The following is a 15,596-nucleotide window of genomic DNA, read 5'->3' on the forward strand; positions in this document are numbered from 1 at the left end:
GGTCTTTTTACATCTTTTTAATAGCTTAGAATTTCTTCGAACCGCGGTTAAAACCAGTCGATTTACGTTGATTCCCTGTGTTAACAGGAGCTTCTTTTTCATCATCACGACGTTGTTGACGTAAGTATCCGCCACGACGTGCTGCCATTGGTTTTTCAGTCATACGATCAGTACGACGTTTTGCCATACCAAATAAACCTGTACCTTGACGTGGTTTTAACTCAACCGATTTGGCTAAGTTGTCGATGTCAGTTTTGTCGAGTTCCATCCAACGACCAGTACGTAATTCGCGCGGTAAAATAACTGTGCCGTAGCGTGTACGTAATAAACGGCTTACTTTAAGATCTTGCGATTCAAAAATACGACGTACTTCGCGGTTACGACCTTCTTTTACTACAACTTGGTACCAGCGGTTAATACCTTCACCACCAATTTCAGAGAATGATTCGAATTTGGCAGGGCCATCTTCGAGCTCTACTCCATTAACCATGTTTTGGCGTAGTTTTGGCGTTACTTCACCCATTACTCGAACAGCATATTCACGTTCGATTTCATTAGATGGGTGCATTAAGCGGTTAGCAAGTTCACCATCATTTGTGAATAGTAATAAACCAGTACTGTTAATATCCAGACGACCTACCATTACCCAGCGGTCATTGGCAATTTGTGGTAAATGATCAAATACGGTTGGGCGTTTTTCAGGATCATTACGTGAACAGATTTCACCCTCAGGTTTATAATAAATCAGTACGCGACGACGAATTTCGTCTTCAATCTGAAACTGAACTTTACGGCCATCAATGCGTAATTCATCGCCTGGTTCAATGCGCTCACCCACTTGGGCAACACGACCGTTTACACTCACGCGTCCTGCGGCAATAACCTCTTCCATATATCGGCGGGAACCTAATCCGATTCGCGCTAATACTTTTTGCAATTTTTCACTCATGACAGCACAACCTTAGACATAATGATCAACAGTCCACCTCTTTATGATTTCGGTGCATTTGCATCGAGAGCCATAAAGGCTTCCTTGGCGTTCTGTAGGGGAGGCAATTGGCCTAGAGAGGCTAGACCAAAAGCATTCAGAAACTGAGGCGTTGTAATTAGCAACGCAGGTCTTCCGGGTAAATCTCTAAAACCGGCTTCTTTAATCCAGTTCCAGTCAAATAGTGTTCTAAGAATCTGACTATTATTAGATACACCACGAATTTGTTCAATATCAGCTCGGGTAACCGGTTGATGATAAGCAATGACAGCCAGGGTTTCTAGTAATGAAGGCGACAGTTTTGTTGGTCGCTCTGGCCAAATTTGCGCAATAATACTACGATATTTAGATCTTACCTGAAAGCGAAACCCTTGTGCTGTTTCAATCAGCTCAATAGATCGACCATGTTGTAATAGCGCGAGCTGTTGCAAGAGCTGACGAAGCTGTTGTTTATTATATTGATTGTTAAATGCTTCTTTTAAGCGGGCAATTGAAACAGGCGCTTCACTGGCAAAGATAATTGCTTCAAGTTGTAATAAGACTTCATGATGTATGTCAGCTAATGACAAATCACTATTATTTTGTTCAAAACTACTCATATTGAAGATCCTTGAATTGCTAACGGGGCTTCAATACCAGTGGCAATAATTTTAATTTTCTGTTGGCGAGTCAATTCTAAAACTGCCATAAAAGTAACAACCATTCCCATACGACCTTGCTGGGGATTGAGTAATTCTTTAAAACTTAACACGTCACCAGACTCTAATTTCTCTTCAATATATGCAATACGTTCTTCGAGTAAAACAGGTTCTTGAGTGACAACATGGGTAATAGGTTCGGGGCGATTAAATACACAGAACAACGCATCATGTAGCGCTGAGATATCGTAACCTTCATAAACAGGAGAGATATGCCCTAAGCTTACATTGGCACTAAATGTATCGCGCTCAAGAATTGGCATTTGACCTAAACGCTCAGCTGCTTGCTTAATGCGTAGATAGGTTTCAAGACGATCAATAAGCTCCTGCTTAGGATCTTTTTCAATACTTATAATTGTAGGTTTTGGTAGAAGTAGGCGAGACTTCAAGTCAGCCAATAAAGCAGCCATCACCATATAATCTGCTGTCAACTCGATATTTAAAGATTTCATGCTATCCATATAGGCCAAATATTGAGTCGCTATAGGAGCAATATCGAGTTGAATTAAATCGAAACCGTTTTTCTGAATCAGATAAATTAAAAAATCTAATGGACCTTCAAACCGCTCGAGCAAAATCTCAAATGCAGCTGGAGGTATATAGAGATCTTCTGGAATTTTGTCATGCCACTCATCTAAAACACGGATGTGTGGAGCGTCTTCCATGGATTGATGAAGTGATTGATTCATTACGATTATAAGCCACGCGAATTTTCAAAAGCATGAGACTTGTTATTCAAGTCCTAGACAGCTGTAAGTAGAAGAACAGCAGATAGTGAAAATCATTCTAAATGAATTGTGTCTTTTAATAAATTACTTAACGACTAAAGTGTAAAAAAAATCCAAAATAAATAAAGAGTATTTTTTTGAGTGATAATACTTTTTTTTAAACTATTGGTAAAAAAGTAAGTGCTTATTCAAAAGCACTTACATCGCCAACACCACGGCGGATAATTTCAGGATGTTCGCCCGATAAATCAACGATACTTGTACTGGTCAAGGTACCAAAACCTCCGTCAATAAATACATCAATTCGTTTATCTAACTGATTTTCAATATCGTAAGGATCATCTAGAGGGTCTTCTTGCCCTGGTAAAATTAATGTACTGGTGAGTAGAGGTTCGCCAAGCTCCTGTAATAAAGCCTGACAAATTGGATTACTCGGAATACGTAAGCCAATCGTTTTCTTTTTAGGGTGCATCAATCTACGAGGAACTTCACTTGTTGCAGGTAAAATGAATGTAGTAATAGCTGGTGTATTTGCTTTCAATAAACGATATGTCGCATTATCAACTTTTGCATAAGTTGCAATATCAGATAAGTCACAGCACATAATGGCATATTGATGTTTAGGCCCTAAGCCACGAATCTGTGCAATACGTTCCATGGCATTTTTATTACCGATTTGACACCCAATTGCATAGGCAGCATCGGTAGGGTAGACCACAACATCTCCTGCTCGGATACGTTCAACCGCTTGGGCAATGAGGCGTTGCTGTGGATTTTCAGGATGTACATGTAAATGCATCATATTTTAGAGACTCCATCACGCCAGTGTTAAAAATAATTATTAGGCTTTTTAAATGGCCTAGGCAAGCAATTAACGTAGCTTTTTTGTCAATTAATCAAGGAGTTCACGTTTAAATTCATTTAATTGTAAAGGTGTACCCGAACGTGTACATTGGCAAATAAAACCAATAAATGCTGCTGCATCACGTGGCAACTTAGCTTCACCCGAAAAGTAACGTTGCACTTGAGCATAAACGTTATCTTTAAATAGTTTGCCATCACCGCTATCACCTGTAAGGTTATCGAGTGAAACTCTAAATTTTCGGCCAAAAGATTGCGCAAATAACCATTCAATTGCTTGTGGCTTAATTTCTACTTGTTCAAATAAACTTTGCTGTTCTTGGGTGCGACCATCAGGTGCATACCAATAACCTAAATCTGGTAATAGACGTCTTTTTTCACCTGCAATAGACCAGTGACTAATTTCATGCAAAGCACTATTAAAGAAACCGTGAGCAAATTGGATCTTGGCTGGTTCTTTATTTGTCGCTGGAAAATATTCAGGTTCAAAATCACCACGAACTAATGTCACATTATGGTGGGAAAACCAGTGATTAAAGTGTAAAATAAGCCAATCAACTTGCTCAGACTCCGATTTTGAGCTTGACCATGGTGAGAGTTGCACTAGGTCAGGTACAAGAGTGTTCTGATGAGTTGAATGGGTGCAAACGAGTAATGAAGTGTTAACTTCAGGTTGCGGCTGCAACAGGTGCATTGCTTAATTTACCCCGAGTTCTGTCTAAAGAAGTGCAAAATTGTATCTTAATCTTTGACAGAGTACCGATGAATTTGTAGAATTGCCGCCTTAATTATGTCAGCAAATACCTTTCCGGCACAGATTGAGCCGTTTAAATGGGCTGAACAAGGCTTTACATGGTCAGGTCAACTGCCCTTGTCTCGCTTTGCTCGTATCGCTCGTGAAGCTGTTGGATCAATTGATAACCAATTGATCAACATAGACTGTAAGCTATCAATGGATGCATATCATCGCATTGTGTGGATGGACGGTCACATGGACACGAAAGTTCCAATGGAGTGCCAACGTTGTTTGGAACCTGTTGAAATGCCTCTTGTCTTGGACTTCCATATTGCATTAGTGGATGATGAGTCACTGATAGAGCGCTTGGATGAGGATGCTGATTTCATCGTTTTAGGTGAAAGTGAGTCTTCGACGAAAGGCGATTATGATACGCCTGCCTCGATTAACTTACTCGCATTACTAGAAGATGAACTGTTATTGTTGATGCCTTTATCTCCCAAGCATGATGCTTGTGAACATAAACATCAACCTACCATTCAGAATGTTGTCGAAGAAAAACGGGATAATCCGTTTGATGTTTTGGCAGGTTTGAAGGGTAAACTTAACTCATAATTTGTGTTATAATTGTGAGATAAGACAACTGAATTTGTTCTGATCCATTTTTTCGATCTTTGTAAGGAGCCATCATGGCCGTTCAGCAAAACCGTAAAAGTCGCTCTCGCCGTGACATGCGCCGTTCACATGACGCTTTAACCGAGAATGCATTAACAGTAGACCAAGCAACTGGTGAAACTCATCGTCGTCACCACGTGACTAAAGACGGTTTCTACCGTGGTCGTCAATTATTCGCTAAAGCAGCTGATGCTGAATAATTGCATGATATGCATTAAGCGTGATGCTTAAGTATAGAAAAAATGGGAGCGAAAGCTCCCTTTTTTTGTTGTTTTTCGCAATTATAAATATATAAATAACATGTTAAATTTCCGCTCCAGAAATGAGTGAAAACCCAAAAAAGGATTTCTTATGTCTGCTAAACGTCTTGAACAAGTAGCTTTAGCCACAAAAACTGCATTTGTGTTTCCTGGTCAAGGTTCACAAAAAGTCGGTATGCTTGCTGAACTAGCAGAACAGTTTAGTGGGGTCGGGCAAACTTTTGCAGAAGCTTCAGATGCTCTTGGATTTGATCTTTGGCATATTGCGCAAAGTGGCGAAGGTCTCGACCAAACAGAAAATACCCAACCTGTGTTATTAACTGCCAGTATCGCTTTATGGCGTGTATGGCTTGATTTAGGTGGTCTGGCACCTAAATACCTTGCAGGACATTCACTAGGTGAATACAGTGCATTGGTAGCTGCAGGCTCTATGAGCTTGGCGGATGCAGTTAAATTAGTTAACTTGCGTGGCAAGCTCATGCAAAGTGCTGTACCTCAGGGTCAAGGGGCTATGGCTGCAATCCTTGGTTTGGCTGATGAAAAAGTAGTTGAACTTTGTCAAACCGTGAGTGCGTCAGGTGAAGGTTCTGTAGAAGCTGCAAACTATAATTCACAAGGTCAAGTTGTGATTGCAGGAAGTACAGCTTCTGTACAAGAAGTTATGGCTTTGGCAAAAGAGCAGTCAGCTAAAGCAATTGCTTTACCAGTGTCAGTTCCTTCTCATTGTTCGCTGATGAAACCTGCCGCTGAGAAATTTGCAGAAGCTTTGGAACAAACTGCCATTGAGCTACCTACCATTCCTGTAATACAAAATGTCAACGCGGGAATAGCTACCGATGTTGCTCAATTGCGTCAGGCATTAACTGCACAATTGTACCAATCAGTACAATGGACACGTACCATGCAGTCTCTACAAGACCAAGGTATTCAATACATTGTTGAGTGTGGTCCAGGTACAGTATTGAGTAACCTCGCAAAGCGTTTACCAAATATTGAAAAAGCTTTTTCTATTGATAGTAAGAGCAAAATGGAAGATGCCCTAAATGCTGTTTTAGTGGCAGAAGGAAAAATTGCATGACACAAGAACGCAAAGTTGCATTAGTGACGGGCGCGAGTCGGGGTATTGGCTCTGCCATTGCCCAGCAACTTATTCAAGACGGTTATTTTGTTGTAGGTACTGCGACTTCTGAATCTGGTGCACAAAAGTTAAGTGATAGCTTTGGTGAACAAGGTGCAGGTTTGGCACTCGACGTGCGTAATCTCGATGAGATTGAAGCAGTCGTTTCTCATATTGAACAGAACTATGGTCCTGTACTTGTTCTAGTTAACAATGCAGGTATTACGAAAGACAATTTGTTGCTTCGTATGTCTGAAGATGATTGGGATGACATTCTCAACATTCACCTTAAAGCAGTTTATCGTTTATCTAAACGTGTGCTTAAGGGTATGACGAAGGCACGTTTTGGTCGAATTATTAATATCAGTTCTGTTGTAGCTCACTTTGCAAACCCAGGCCAAGCGAACTATTCTGCTGCTAAAGCAGGTATTGAAGCATTCAGCCGTAGCCTTGCAAAAGAGATGGGTAGCCGCCAAATTACTGTAAACAGTGTGGCGCCAGGCTTTATTGCAACAGAAATGACGGATGCACTTAGTGAAGACATTCGCAAAAAAATGAGTGATCAAGTGGCTTTAAATCGATTAGGTGAGCCACAAGATATCGCAAATGCGGTGAGTTTCCTTGCAAGTGATAAAGCAGGTTACATTACCGGTACGGTATTACATGTAAATGGTGGTTTATACATGGCCTAACGCCGATGTATAAACTTTTAAAAATTTTTATATTCAATTAAACTAGTGGCAAATTAAACGCCACAAGCAATGAGGAGAATTCCTGTGAGCGATATCGAACAACGCGTTAAACAAGCGGTTGCAGAACAACTTGGTCTTAAAGCTGAAGAGATTAAAAACGAAGCATCTTTTATGGATGACTTAGGTGCTGACTCTTTAGATTTAGTTGAACTTGTTATGTCTTTCGAAAACGACTTCGACATCACTATCCCTGATGAAGATTCTAACGAAATCACTACAGTTCAATCTGCAATTGACTATGTAACTAAAAAACTTGGTTAATTCGCATATTGCTGAATAAAAAGAAGGCCACCGCAAGGTGGCTTTTTTTATTTTAGAAAAAATTTAAGAGATACATATTTTTACAAGATCAACCTCAATTGATAGCAGAGGTATAACTTTTTTGAAGTATAACAATAAAGGTCAGTTTAATGACTTTACTATAAACAATAATATGAGGACTAAAAGATGGGTCTTTTTGATTTTGTAAAAGGTATTGGCAAGAAAAATACCGCACCAGCAGAACCACAACCAGCTCCAGCAACACCAGCAGAACCTTCTGCACAAGAAGTTGCAAATAAATTATTAGGTTTAATTAAAAGTTTGGGCTTAGGGGTAGAAGGCTTATCTGTAACCTATAACGGTACTACTGATACCGCAATTATTAAAGGGCAGGTAAAAAGCCAAGCAGATAAAGAGAAAATTATTCTTATTGTTGGAAACATTGATCATGTGGCTCAAGTAGATGACCAGATGACAGTGGCAACTCCTGAACCAGAAAGTAAATTTTATACAGTGAAATCTGGTGACAACCTTTCAAAAATTGCGAAAGAAGTTTACGGTGATGCAAATCAATATCCAAAAATCTTTGAAGCAAATAAACCAATGTTAAAAGATCCTGATGAGATTTTCCCAGGACAAGTTTTACGTATTCCTCAATAATTAAGATTAATAAAAAAGGCGCTTTAAGCGCCTTTTTTGTGCTTTTAAAAACGCTTTGGAATCTTTTGTCCGTTTGGTACAGGGGTGTCTGCATTTTTTAAAACACCGAATAACCATGTTTCAGCATGCTGTACTGCAATTTTTAAAGAATCACCTAAAGCTAAACGGCCAGCGATAAAGCTAGCTAAAGAACAACCTGAGCCGTGATATTCACCTTCAAGGCGAGGACAGCTACTACTCGCTGCTAGTTCACCATTTATGTATAAACTATTTTTAATATGATCTGGTGTATCTTCATGTCCACCTTTCACTAGAACAGCTTTAGCACCCATTTCAAAAAGCTTTTGAGTGGCTTGATCTAAATCAGTAATACCTGTTAGAGCACGTAATTCAACGGTATTTGGAGTAATAATTGTGGCTAGAGGAATAAGTTCAACGAACGCTTTAACGAGAGTTGCCTGATCACCTAAAGAGCCGCCACTGTTTGCGACTAAAACAGGATCAAGTACATATTGATAGTCAGGATGAGCACGTAAAAATTCAGCTAGTGCCGCAATATTATCTGTCGTGCCAAGCATGCCTGACTTAACACATTTAATGGGTAGGTCACCTACAACTGCATTTGCTTGTGCTAATAAGAGTTCTTTTGAGGTTGCTTCGAAGCCAAATACTTGTTGTGAGTTCTGAATGGTGAGGGCAGTACATGCAATTGCTGCATGGGCACCACTTTGTCCAATTGCTTCGATATCGGCTTGTAAACCTGCACCACCTGAAGGGTCTAAACCCGAGAAACAAAGTACGGTTGGACGCACGGTTATTTCCTTTTCAATTTAAATTTACGTTAGTATAAGAGAGTTTGATTAAACTCTCGACCAATTGAATTAAATACTTTACTGGGTTAATGATTGAATGGCTATAAAACATATTTTGATTGATTTGGATGGAACCTTAACAGACCCAAAAGTTGGAATCCATACTTCAATTCGCTATGCAATGGAGAAATTAGGCTATCCATTGGCTGCTGATTTAGATATTGATTGGACAATTGGCCCACCATTAAAGCCATCACTTGCAAAATTATTAGCTACTCAAGATGATGCTTTAGCTGAACAAGCTTTACTTGCTTATCGCGAGCGTTTTTCGGTGGTTGGCCTGTTCGAAAATGAAGTGTATCCATCTGTTGCCAAAACGCTTAGCGCTTTAAAAAAAGAAGGATATCGTTTATTTGTCGCAACTGCTAAACCAACGATTTATGCAAAACGTATCTTGGATCATTTTGAATTAAGTCAATACTTTGTACATATCTATGGGAGTGAGTTAACGGGTGAGCGGACTAATAAAGCTGACCTTATCCATTATATTTTGGAACATGAGCAATTAAACCCAGAAGAGTGTTTAATGGTCGGTGACCGCCAATATGACGTTTTGGGTGCTCGTCATAACGGTATTGAGGCGGTAGCGGTGACTTATGGTTACGGAACAGCAGAGGAACTTGCTCAAGCACAGCCAAAAGCAATGATTAAGCAGTTTTCTGAGCTTTTGGACTATGTTGAAGAACTGGCAGCACAAAAGAAAGTTTCTTAAATATTATTAAATTTTAATTTGAAGGTTTGGCTTTGATCTAAAGCCAAACCTTTTTTATTTAAATACCGTGTTGCTGGCGGTATTGAACAAGTTCTTCAATCGTAATCACCGTTAAGTGATGAGTTTGAGCATATGCTAAAACTTGAATGCCCGATGCCATCGTGCCATCTGGATTGGTTAATTCACATAACACACCAGCAGGTTTTAAACCGGCTAATCTTGCTAGATCAATTGTTCCCTCGGTATGACCTCGACGAGTAAGGACTCCACCATTACGTGCACGTAATGGGAAAACGTGACCCGGACGATTTAAGTCACTTGCAACAGCGCCATCTTTAATAGCAGTTTGAATAGTTGTTACACGGTCTTTAGCAGAAACACCAGTGGTAACGCCTTGAGCTGCCTCAATGGTCACTGTAAAAGCGGTATGAAACTGGCTTGAGTTTTGAGAAACCATTGGAGGGAGTTCTAGATGATCTGCTAGCTCTTCTGTAAGGCATAAACATACAATCCCTGAACCATCACGAATCATACGTGCCATTGTTTCTACCGTTAAAGTTTCGGCTGCAACAATTAAATCTGCTTCATTTTCGCGATCAAAGTCGTCCATAACCAAGACAGGCTTGCCTTGACGGATATCTTCTAATGCTTGTTGAATGCGTTGCTCAGCAGGAGAGAGGGCTGAGAAAAAAAGTTCTGGTTGAATTAAGCTAGACATAATGAAACGCTCTCGTAAAAATACGGTTGAACATTTCAGGACTGATGTAAAAACAGGCTGGCACTGAAATAAAACGGATTTATCCCAGTTCGTCGTCTTCTTTCATCCGGACTATACCGTCGGCTTTGGAGTTTCACCAAATCTGCTCAAATTACACAATTTAAGCTCGTGGGCTTGTTAATCTATTTATAAAAATTAACTCTACCACCGGTGGGGAATTACACCCCGCCCTGAAGCGATGGGTTTTATTATAGCGCGCTTGATAAAATTGGCTAGATGCTTTTATAGAATGCTAAGTTTCTTTATGAATAAGCATTTTCATAAATCGAAATAGGCTTTTTAACAAGAGCTTACTTGTTGATATGAAAATGGAATGCTATGTTTTTTATAGAAAATTATAAATAAAATAGGTGTTTCATGCAGATAAGAGACTATTATCCTCTGACCAATAGCTCGTTTATTCAGCATCTCCATATTTTCAGTTATGTATTTATGGCGGTAAGTATTCTGTATTTAATTGCTGCCAACTGGTTGATGCTTCCAGACAGTATTCAACTCGCTATCCCGCCCGTTATATTACTTGTAACAGCATGGTTCAGCACAAAAGATACTTTAAGCGATGGGGTTAGGCAGACCTTACATAGCGTTTGTGGTTTGATGATAGGTTTAAGCTTGGCTGTTATTGGACAGGTTTATCAAACTGGTGCAGACAGTTATTTGCTTTTTTTAATTTGGACATTGCTTTTACTGCCGTGGTTATATCGACCGAATATTGGAATCTTTGCTTTAATTTGTATTACCAGTCAACTTACACTTTTTTTATTTTTTAAACAGACTTTCTGGTCTGAAAAGTTTCCTTATTTATATTTAATCGCTCTAAATTTATTAAGCCTTATTGAGTTTTGGGTATGTATAAAGAAATATCGTGCTTTACGATTTGTCTTTATCGCTTGGTTCGCCGTTATTTCGATTATTGGAATGATTCAATATTTATCGAATGAGAATATTCCTTATCTAATTTCTGCCTTCTTTTCCGGAATAGTCGTTTTTTATTATTTCTTCAAAAAAGATGATCAGCTATATGCTAGTTTGATGGCAGCTGTTCTTGGTGTGACTGCAACTATATGGCTTGTAGATGGGATTAATAACTTATTTAAAGACTCTAATGAGTTCATATTTTTATTGATTGCAGGCATTATTTTTATTTGGTTTGCGCTGATTAGCTATCTTTTAATAAAAATTTTTCGTCAAAGCCGCTTTTATGTCATTCCATTGGCAATTGGTGCTTGGCTTGCTGGCTTGGCACTTGCAGCTTTTACGCTGATGTTTTGGGAGACTATTTCTTTAGTTATTGGAGTTGTTTTTGTTGGATTGGCGTTTATTCTTTTAAAGAAATCACAAAGCTATTTCTTTCGGCAATTTGCCTATTGTTTGTTTATCAGTGGGCAGACCGCTTTCTTGTTTCATCTTGGTTCAGAAACAGATCAAATTCTATGGGTTTTAATTGCACAGATTTTTATTCTATGTATTAGTTATTTTCTTAAACCACATTGGTTCTTCATTTTAATTCAAATGCTTGCTACGTATGGCATAGCTTTTATCTATTTGCTACAACTGGACCATTCATTGTGGTCACAACATTCTACTCAGACTTATTTAAATTTAACTTTGCTCAGTTACTTGGTTTTTAGTTTAGTGCTCTTACCTAAGAGAAAATCAATAGCTCTATATGAGCGTAGTATTTTTTTATGTGTGCTGGTCGTAATAGTAGTAGCTTCATTTTTTGATACTTTTATGGGGTTGGTACCAGAAAATTCGATAGATCAGCAGTTATGGGTTTTATATTTGCTACCTGTTGTCTGGTTACTTTGCTTTAGTGTTCTTCATTTATATCGACAACTTAAGGCACTCACTTTTTTCGCCTTTTTAATATTTGGTGTATTACTTATTGTGTTGGGATATTTTGAAATTTTCATCCTGCTTATTATTTTAACGTGGGCATTAAAAAAGAAAGATTATATTGTGTATGGAGTGAGCTTAACAGTATTCGTTTTTGTGTTCTGGCAGCTCTATTACAACCTACAAATAACTTTTCTAGCTAAGAGTGCATCTATTTTTATTTCGGGTATTGTTTTGTTGGCTCTGTCTTGGTTACTTCAACGTGAAAATAAAAATGATCTTGTTAAAGGAGAGAAAGAATGAAAAAGTATTTTTCTCTTATTCTTGCCTTTATTGCGCTATTATTTTTTGCAGGTTTAGTGGCGAAAAATGAATGGCATCTGCACCATAGTAAAAGTATTTTTATTGAGCTTAAACCAGTTGATCCTCGTTCAATTTTACAAGGTGACTATATGGCACTGGCTTATGAACTACATTTACAATCTCTTAAAGCTCTTGCAGGGAGTGAAGGTGAGGCTCTGGAACAGGTGATTTTTAATCGCTCTTCCGTTCCTGCAAAAGTTATTTTGGATTCACAAAATCGCGTAGTTCGTACCGTTTTAGATATCAATAATTCATTTGCTGGGCAGAGGTTAATTTTAAAAAATCCTGAAAATCGTTTGCAGGCTTTATATCCTGCATCTCGCAGTTTCTTGTTTGCAGAAGGCTTGGCTCACTGTTATGAAAAAGCCAAATATGCTGAATTTAAGGTAAATCCTAAAGGAGAGGCGATACTGTTCGAATTACGAGGAGAACAGCTTCAACCATTAAATTGTGAAAAACAAAAGAACTGGTGGGAAGGAACTATTAAGGATTTATAAAATAATAAAAGCCCGTCAATGCGGGCTTTTTATTCTTAAAATAAATTAGGCAACTTGAACAGGAATGCAATTCGCTGTGTGGTTGACTGTATTATTTGGATTAGCATATACCAAACGTGGTTTATGAATATTTGCTTCAGCTTCAGTAAAATCACCAAATGTAGCAATAATTACTAAATCGCCAACGTCTGCTTGATGTGCAGCACCGCCGTTTACTGAAATAATTCCAGAGTTATCTTCACCACGAATCGCATAAGTTGTGAAGCGTTTGCCATTGGTTACATTCCAAACATGAATTTCTTCATATTCACGAATACCAGCTAAGTCCATCAATACGCCATCAATTGCACAAGAACCTTCATAGTGAAGTTCAGCATGGGTTACAACTGCACGGTGAATTTTGCATTTTAATAAACGAGATAGCATGGCTAGCGTCTCCTGAGTAGACCTAAGATGTAGATCTTATGGTGAAATCTTTAGCTTTTGCGGTTGGCAAAGTGGCTGATGCGCATTTTGCTCCTAAAAAAGCAAGATAGCAAGCATGATTGTTCAACAATTTAAGTGGGTTTATATGCATTAATTTGATTCATGGCCTGTGGAACTTGTCCTTGAACAAGTAGCTTCACTTTAGAAAGGGCATGATCAATTGCTGCATCCATCAGACTTTGTTCACTACTTGGTGCTTTTCCAAGTACGTGACCTGAAACTTTCTCTTTCGAGCCAGGATGTCCGATACCAATACGTAAACGGTGAAAATTTGGACCAATATGAGGGACAATGTCACGTAAACCGTTATGACCACCGTGTCCACCGCCTGTTTTAAGACGAATTACACCTGGGTTCATATCAAGTTCATCATGAGCAATCAAAATTGCTTCGGGAGCAATTTGATAAAATTTTGCAAATGGAACTACACTTTGTCCAGAACGGTTCATAAATGTAGTGGGTAGAAGTAGACGGACATCGTGTCCTTCTATATTACCACGTCCACTGATTCCGTGAAATTTCGGATCATTTTTTAATGTAATGCCATATTTGTCTGCAAGCTGTTCAATGAACCAAAAACCTGCATTATGGCGGGTTTGGGCATATTCTGAACCAGGATTGCCCAAACCAACAATTAGCGAAATATTTGACACTAATCTACGCCTTTAAACACTTATGCGCGTTTGAAGTCAGCGTGCATAGGAGTGTTTTTAGATGGGTGACGTTGTAACGCTTGGATTTTAACGTTTTCAACTTTGTCGCCCACTTTGATTTCTACAACTTCTTCAAAGAAAGCATTGCTTTCTAAAGCTTTTACAAGCTCACGAAGTTCTAAAGTAACAGTTACAGGCTCAGCGTTGCCACCATAAATGATAGCTGGAATTAAAGCTTCGCGACGAAGGCGGCGGCTCGCACCTTTCCCTTGTTTGTCTTCAGCACGCGCTTGAGCGTTTAATACGAAGTTTGCCATGAGTAAATCCTCATTAAAGTTTAAAAGACTAAACTTGCGACCAGTTTAGTGATAGAAAACCCCAGCCAAGGCTAGGGTTTATAAAAAGCTGCAATATTATAAACTATCGAACATTGCACTGATAGACTCTTCGTTATTAATACGACGAATCGTTTCAGCAACCATGCTAGCAACAGAAACCTGACGGATCTTGCCTAAGGTCAATGCTTCTTCAGAAAGAGGAATGGTATCAGTCACAACCAGTTCATCAATAACTGAATTACGTAAGTTTTCAATAGCCTTACCTGATAGTACAGGGTGAGTTGCGTACGCAACTACACGACGTGCACCAAATTGCTTAAGCGCATCAGCTGCTTTACATAATGTACCAGCAGTATCGACCATATCGTCTACGATAACGCAATCACGATCTTTTACGTCACCAATTAAGTGCATAACTTGCGACTCATTGGCTTTTTGACGACGTTTATCAATAATTGCTAAATCGATGTCACCCATCTGTTTGGCAACAGCACGAGCACGTACTACACCACCAACGTCAGGAGAAACCACCATAAGGTTGTCATGTTGTTGTTGACGTAAGTCAGCAAGCAAAGCAGGAGTACCGTAGATGTTGTCGACTGGAATATCGAAGAAACCTTGAATTTGGTCAGCATGTAAGTCGATCATCACGACACGGTCAATACCAACAGTGGTAAGCATGTCTGCGACAACTTTAGCTGTAATCGGCACACGTGCAGAACGTGGACGACGGTCTTGGCGAGCATAACCAAAATAAGGGATAACAGCGGTAATACGACCAGCACTTGCACGACGCAAAGCATCTGCCATAACCAAGATTTCCATAAGGTTATCATTGGTAGGGGCACAAGTAGGCTGAACGATAAATACGTCTTTACCACGAACATTTTCAGTAATTTCTACTGAAATTTCTCCATCAGAAAAGTGACCGACTGATGCAGCACCTAGAGGGATATGTAAGTGACTTACGACTTTTTGAGCGAACTGTGGATGAGCATTTCCACTAAAAACGACAAGATTGGGCATGAAGCACCCTTGGCGGTTGGTATGTAATGAAATAGATGGCAGGGGCGGCTGGATTCGAACCAACGGATGCCGAGATCAAAACCCGGTGCCTTACCACTTGGCGACGCCCCTAATGCGGCAGAACTTTAATATTTTTGCAATGCAATGTCAAGATTAATCAACAAAAAGCATAGCAATTAAGTCTGTCTTTAAAATAAGAGAATGGCAGGGGCGGCTGGATTCGAACCAACGGATGCCGAGATCAAAACCCGGTGCCTTACCACTTGGCGACGCCCCTAAATTCGATGATATATATG

At 39.3% G+C, this 15,596-nt stretch carries 20 protein-coding genes, 2 tRNA genes and 1 riboswitch; of the genes, 9 read left to right on the forward strand and 13 right to left on the reverse strand.

What is annotated here, in order from left to right:
* Positions 1–25 precede the first annotated feature (25 nt).
* The 5 genes from rluB to F928_RS11250 all read right to left on the reverse strand — a co-directional run bounded on the left by rluB (position 26) and on the right by F928_RS11250 (position 3,969).
* The gene (rluB, locus tag F928_RS11230) at positions 26–949 is read right to left on the reverse strand and encodes a 23S rRNA pseudouridine(2605) synthase RluB (protein WP_002120431.1); all 924 of its coding nucleotides are present in this window, start codon (positions 947–949) and stop codon (positions 26–28) included.
* 41 nt (positions 950–990) lie between these two features.
* Positions 991–1,587 (reverse strand): SMC-Scp complex subunit ScpB, encoded by a 597-nt coding sequence (gene scpB, locus F928_RS11235; RefSeq protein WP_002120355.1) that lies wholly within the window; start codon positions 1,585–1,587, stop codon positions 991–993.
* A complete protein-coding gene (locus tag F928_RS11240) occupies positions 1,584–2,375 on the reverse strand; it encodes a segregation and condensation protein A (protein ID WP_002120271.1) in 792 nt (263 codons plus the stop codon). The genes scpB and F928_RS11240 overlap by 4 nt, the downstream gene beginning before the upstream one ends.
* Before the next feature lie 223 nt (positions 2,376–2,598).
* Complete coding sequence (locus tag F928_RS11245) at positions 2,599–3,216, reverse strand: L-threonylcarbamoyladenylate synthase (RefSeq protein WP_002120255.1); 618 nt, start codon at positions 3,214–3,216, stop codon at positions 2,599–2,601.
* Positions 3,217–3,306: 90 nt separating this feature from the next.
* On the reverse strand, positions 3,307–3,969 hold the full coding sequence (locus tag F928_RS11250; RefSeq protein ID WP_002120452.1) for an elongation factor P hydroxylase: 663 nt from the start codon (positions 3,967–3,969) through the stop codon (positions 3,307–3,309).
* Positions 3,970–4,065: 96 nt separating this feature from the next.
* On the opposite strand from F928_RS11250, the gene F928_RS11255 reads away from it, so the two are divergent.
* From F928_RS11255 to lysM, 6 genes are all read left to right on the forward strand, one after another.
* A complete protein-coding gene (locus tag F928_RS11255) occupies positions 4,066–4,626 on the forward strand; it encodes a YceD family protein (protein ID WP_002120393.1) in 561 nt (186 codons plus the stop codon).
* Positions 4,627–4,700: 74 nt separating this feature from the next.
* Positions 4,701–4,886 (forward strand): 50S ribosomal protein L32, encoded by a 186-nt coding sequence (rpmF, locus tag F928_RS11260; RefSeq protein WP_000290730.1) that lies wholly within the window; start codon positions 4,701–4,703, stop codon positions 4,884–4,886.
* 151 nt (positions 4,887–5,037) lie between these two features.
* Positions 5,038–6,024, forward strand: a complete 987-nt coding sequence (gene fabD, locus F928_RS11265; protein ID WP_002120357.1) for an ACP S-malonyltransferase — start codon at positions 5,038–5,040, stop codon at positions 6,022–6,024.
* Complete coding sequence (fabG, locus tag F928_RS11270; RefSeq protein WP_005075243.1) at positions 6,021–6,755, forward strand: 3-oxoacyl-ACP reductase FabG; 735 nt, start codon at positions 6,021–6,023, stop codon at positions 6,753–6,755. Before fabD ends, fabG begins: the two co-directional genes overlap by 4 nt.
* 84 nt (positions 6,756–6,839) lie before the next feature.
* Positions 6,840–7,076: an acyl carrier protein gene (gene acpP / locus F928_RS11275; protein ID WP_001279871.1), complete on the forward strand. Its 237-nt coding sequence runs from the start codon at positions 6,840–6,842 to the stop codon at positions 7,074–7,076.
* 186 nt (positions 7,077–7,262) lie between these two features.
* A complete protein-coding gene (gene lysM / locus F928_RS11280) occupies positions 7,263–7,736 on the forward strand; it encodes a peptidoglycan-binding protein LysM (protein ID WP_002120434.1) in 474 nt (157 codons plus the stop codon).
* A gap of 44 nt (positions 7,737–7,780) precedes the next feature.
* Here the strand turns inward: lysM and F928_RS11285 are convergent, their stop codons facing one another.
* Positions 7,781–8,548, reverse strand: a complete 768-nt coding sequence (locus tag F928_RS11285; protein WP_005075247.1) for a hydroxymethylpyrimidine/phosphomethylpyrimidine kinase — start codon at positions 8,546–8,548, stop codon at positions 7,781–7,783.
* 97 nt (positions 8,549–8,645) lie between these two features.
* On the opposite strand from F928_RS11285, the gene F928_RS11290 reads away from it, so the two are divergent.
* Positions 8,646–9,320, forward strand: a complete 675-nt coding sequence (locus tag F928_RS11290) for an HAD-IA family hydrolase (protein WP_002120346.1) — start codon at positions 8,646–8,648, stop codon at positions 9,318–9,320.
* A gap of 58 nt (positions 9,321–9,378) precedes the next feature.
* Here F928_RS11290 and ribB read toward each other — a convergent pair whose 3' ends face one another.
* Positions 9,379–10,038 carry a 3,4-dihydroxy-2-butanone-4-phosphate synthase gene (ribB, locus tag F928_RS11295; RefSeq protein ID WP_005070969.1) on the reverse strand — a complete coding sequence of 220 codons (660 nt, stop codon included), beginning with the start codon at positions 10,036–10,038 and terminating at the stop codon, positions 9,379–9,381.
* Positions 10,039–10,128: 90 nt separating this feature from the next.
* Positions 10,129–10,279: riboswitch (FMN riboswitch) on the reverse strand.
* A 176-nt stretch (positions 10,280–10,455) separates the two neighbouring features.
* Here ribB and F928_RS11300 point away from each other — a divergent pair.
* A complete protein-coding gene (locus F928_RS11300) occupies positions 10,456–12,240 on the forward strand; it encodes a DUF2157 domain-containing protein (RefSeq protein ID WP_005075251.1) in 1,785 nt (594 codons plus the stop codon).
* On the forward strand, positions 12,237–12,797 hold the full coding sequence (locus tag F928_RS11305) for a GDYXXLXY domain-containing protein (RefSeq protein ID WP_005075256.1): 561 nt from the start codon (positions 12,237–12,239) through the stop codon (positions 12,795–12,797). Before F928_RS11300 ends, F928_RS11305 begins: the two co-directional genes overlap by 4 nt.
* 45 nt (positions 12,798–12,842) lie before the next feature.
* On the opposite strand, the gene panD is transcribed toward F928_RS11305, so the two are convergent.
* The 6 genes from panD to F928_RS11335 all read right to left on the reverse strand — a co-directional run bounded on the left by panD (position 12,843) and on the right by F928_RS11335 (position 15,577).
* Positions 12,843–13,223, reverse strand: a complete 381-nt coding sequence (gene panD / locus F928_RS11310) for an aspartate 1-decarboxylase (RefSeq protein WP_002120296.1) — start codon at positions 13,221–13,223, stop codon at positions 12,843–12,845.
* Positions 13,224–13,354: 131 nt separating this feature from the next.
* Complete coding sequence (gene pth, locus F928_RS11315; RefSeq protein WP_002120328.1) at positions 13,355–13,936, reverse strand: aminoacyl-tRNA hydrolase; 582 nt, start codon at positions 13,934–13,936, stop codon at positions 13,355–13,357.
* Positions 13,937–13,956: 20 nt separating this feature from the next.
* Positions 13,957–14,253, reverse strand: a complete 297-nt coding sequence (gene rplY / locus F928_RS11320; protein WP_002120443.1) for a 50S ribosomal protein L25 — start codon at positions 14,251–14,253, stop codon at positions 13,957–13,959.
* 96 nt (positions 14,254–14,349) lie between these two features.
* Entirely contained in the window at positions 14,350–15,300 is a 951-nt protein-coding gene (locus F928_RS11325) for a ribose-phosphate pyrophosphokinase (protein WP_002120445.1), read from the reverse strand.
* Positions 15,301–15,336: 36 nt separating this feature from the next.
* Positions 15,337–15,411 (reverse strand) — tRNA-Gln (locus F928_RS11330).
* 91 nt (positions 15,412–15,502) lie between these two features.
* Positions 15,503–15,577: transfer RNA gene (locus tag F928_RS11335), tRNA-Gln, on the reverse strand.
* Positions 15,578–15,596 lie beyond the last annotated feature (19 nt).

The organism is Acinetobacter pittii ATCC 19004 = CIP 70.29 (assembly GCF_000369045.1).
GTDB classification, from domain to species: Bacteria; Pseudomonadota; Gammaproteobacteria; order Pseudomonadales; family Moraxellaceae; genus Acinetobacter; species Acinetobacter pittii.

Coding starts and splice junctions, on each gene's coding strand:
- rluB (WP_002120431.1), bottom strand. CDS start 949: ATGAGTGAAAAATTGCAAAAAGTATTAGCGCGAATCGGATTAGGTTCC.
- scpB (WP_002120355.1), bottom strand. CDS start 1,587: ATGAGTAGTTTTGAACAAAATAATAGTGATTTGTCATTAGCTGACATA.
- F928_RS11240 (WP_002120271.1), bottom strand. CDS start 2,375: ATGAATCAATCACTTCATCAATCCATGGAAGACGCTCCACACATCCGT.
- F928_RS11245 (WP_002120255.1), bottom strand. CDS start 3,216: ATGATGCATTTACATGTACATCCTGAAAATCCACAGCAACGCCTCATT.
- F928_RS11250 (WP_002120452.1), bottom strand. CDS start 3,969: ATGCACCTGTTGCAGCCGCAACCTGAAGTTAACACTTCATTACTCGTT.
- F928_RS11255 (WP_002120393.1), top strand. CDS start 4,066: ATGTCAGCAAATACCTTTCCGGCACAGATTGAGCCGTTTAAATGGGCT.
- rpmF (WP_000290730.1), top strand. CDS start 4,701: ATGGCCGTTCAGCAAAACCGTAAAAGTCGCTCTCGCCGTGACATGCGC.
- fabD (WP_002120357.1), top strand. CDS start 5,038: ATGTCTGCTAAACGTCTTGAACAAGTAGCTTTAGCCACAAAAACTGCA.
- fabG (WP_005075243.1), top strand. CDS start 6,021: ATGACACAAGAACGCAAAGTTGCATTAGTGACGGGCGCGAGTCGGGGT.
- lysM (WP_002120434.1), top strand. CDS start 7,263: ATGGGTCTTTTTGATTTTGTAAAAGGTATTGGCAAGAAAAATACCGCA.
- F928_RS11290 (WP_002120346.1), top strand. CDS start 8,646: ATGGCTATAAAACATATTTTGATTGATTTGGATGGAACCTTAACAGAC.
- ribB (WP_005070969.1), bottom strand. CDS start 10,038: ATGTCTAGCTTAATTCAACCAGAACTTTTTTTCTCAGCCCTCTCTCCT.
- F928_RS11300 (WP_005075251.1), top strand. CDS start 10,456: ATGCAGATAAGAGACTATTATCCTCTGACCAATAGCTCGTTTATTCAG.
- F928_RS11305 (WP_005075256.1), top strand. CDS start 12,237: ATGAAAAAGTATTTTTCTCTTATTCTTGCCTTTATTGCGCTATTATTT.
- panD (WP_002120296.1), bottom strand. CDS start 13,223: ATGCTATCTCGTTTATTAAAATGCAAAATTCACCGTGCAGTTGTAACC.
- rplY (WP_002120443.1), bottom strand. CDS start 14,253: ATGGCAAACTTCGTATTAAACGCTCAAGCGCGTGCTGAAGACAAACAA.
- F928_RS11325 (WP_002120445.1), bottom strand. CDS start 15,300: ATGCCCAATCTTGTCGTTTTTAGTGGAAATGCTCATCCACAGTTCGCT.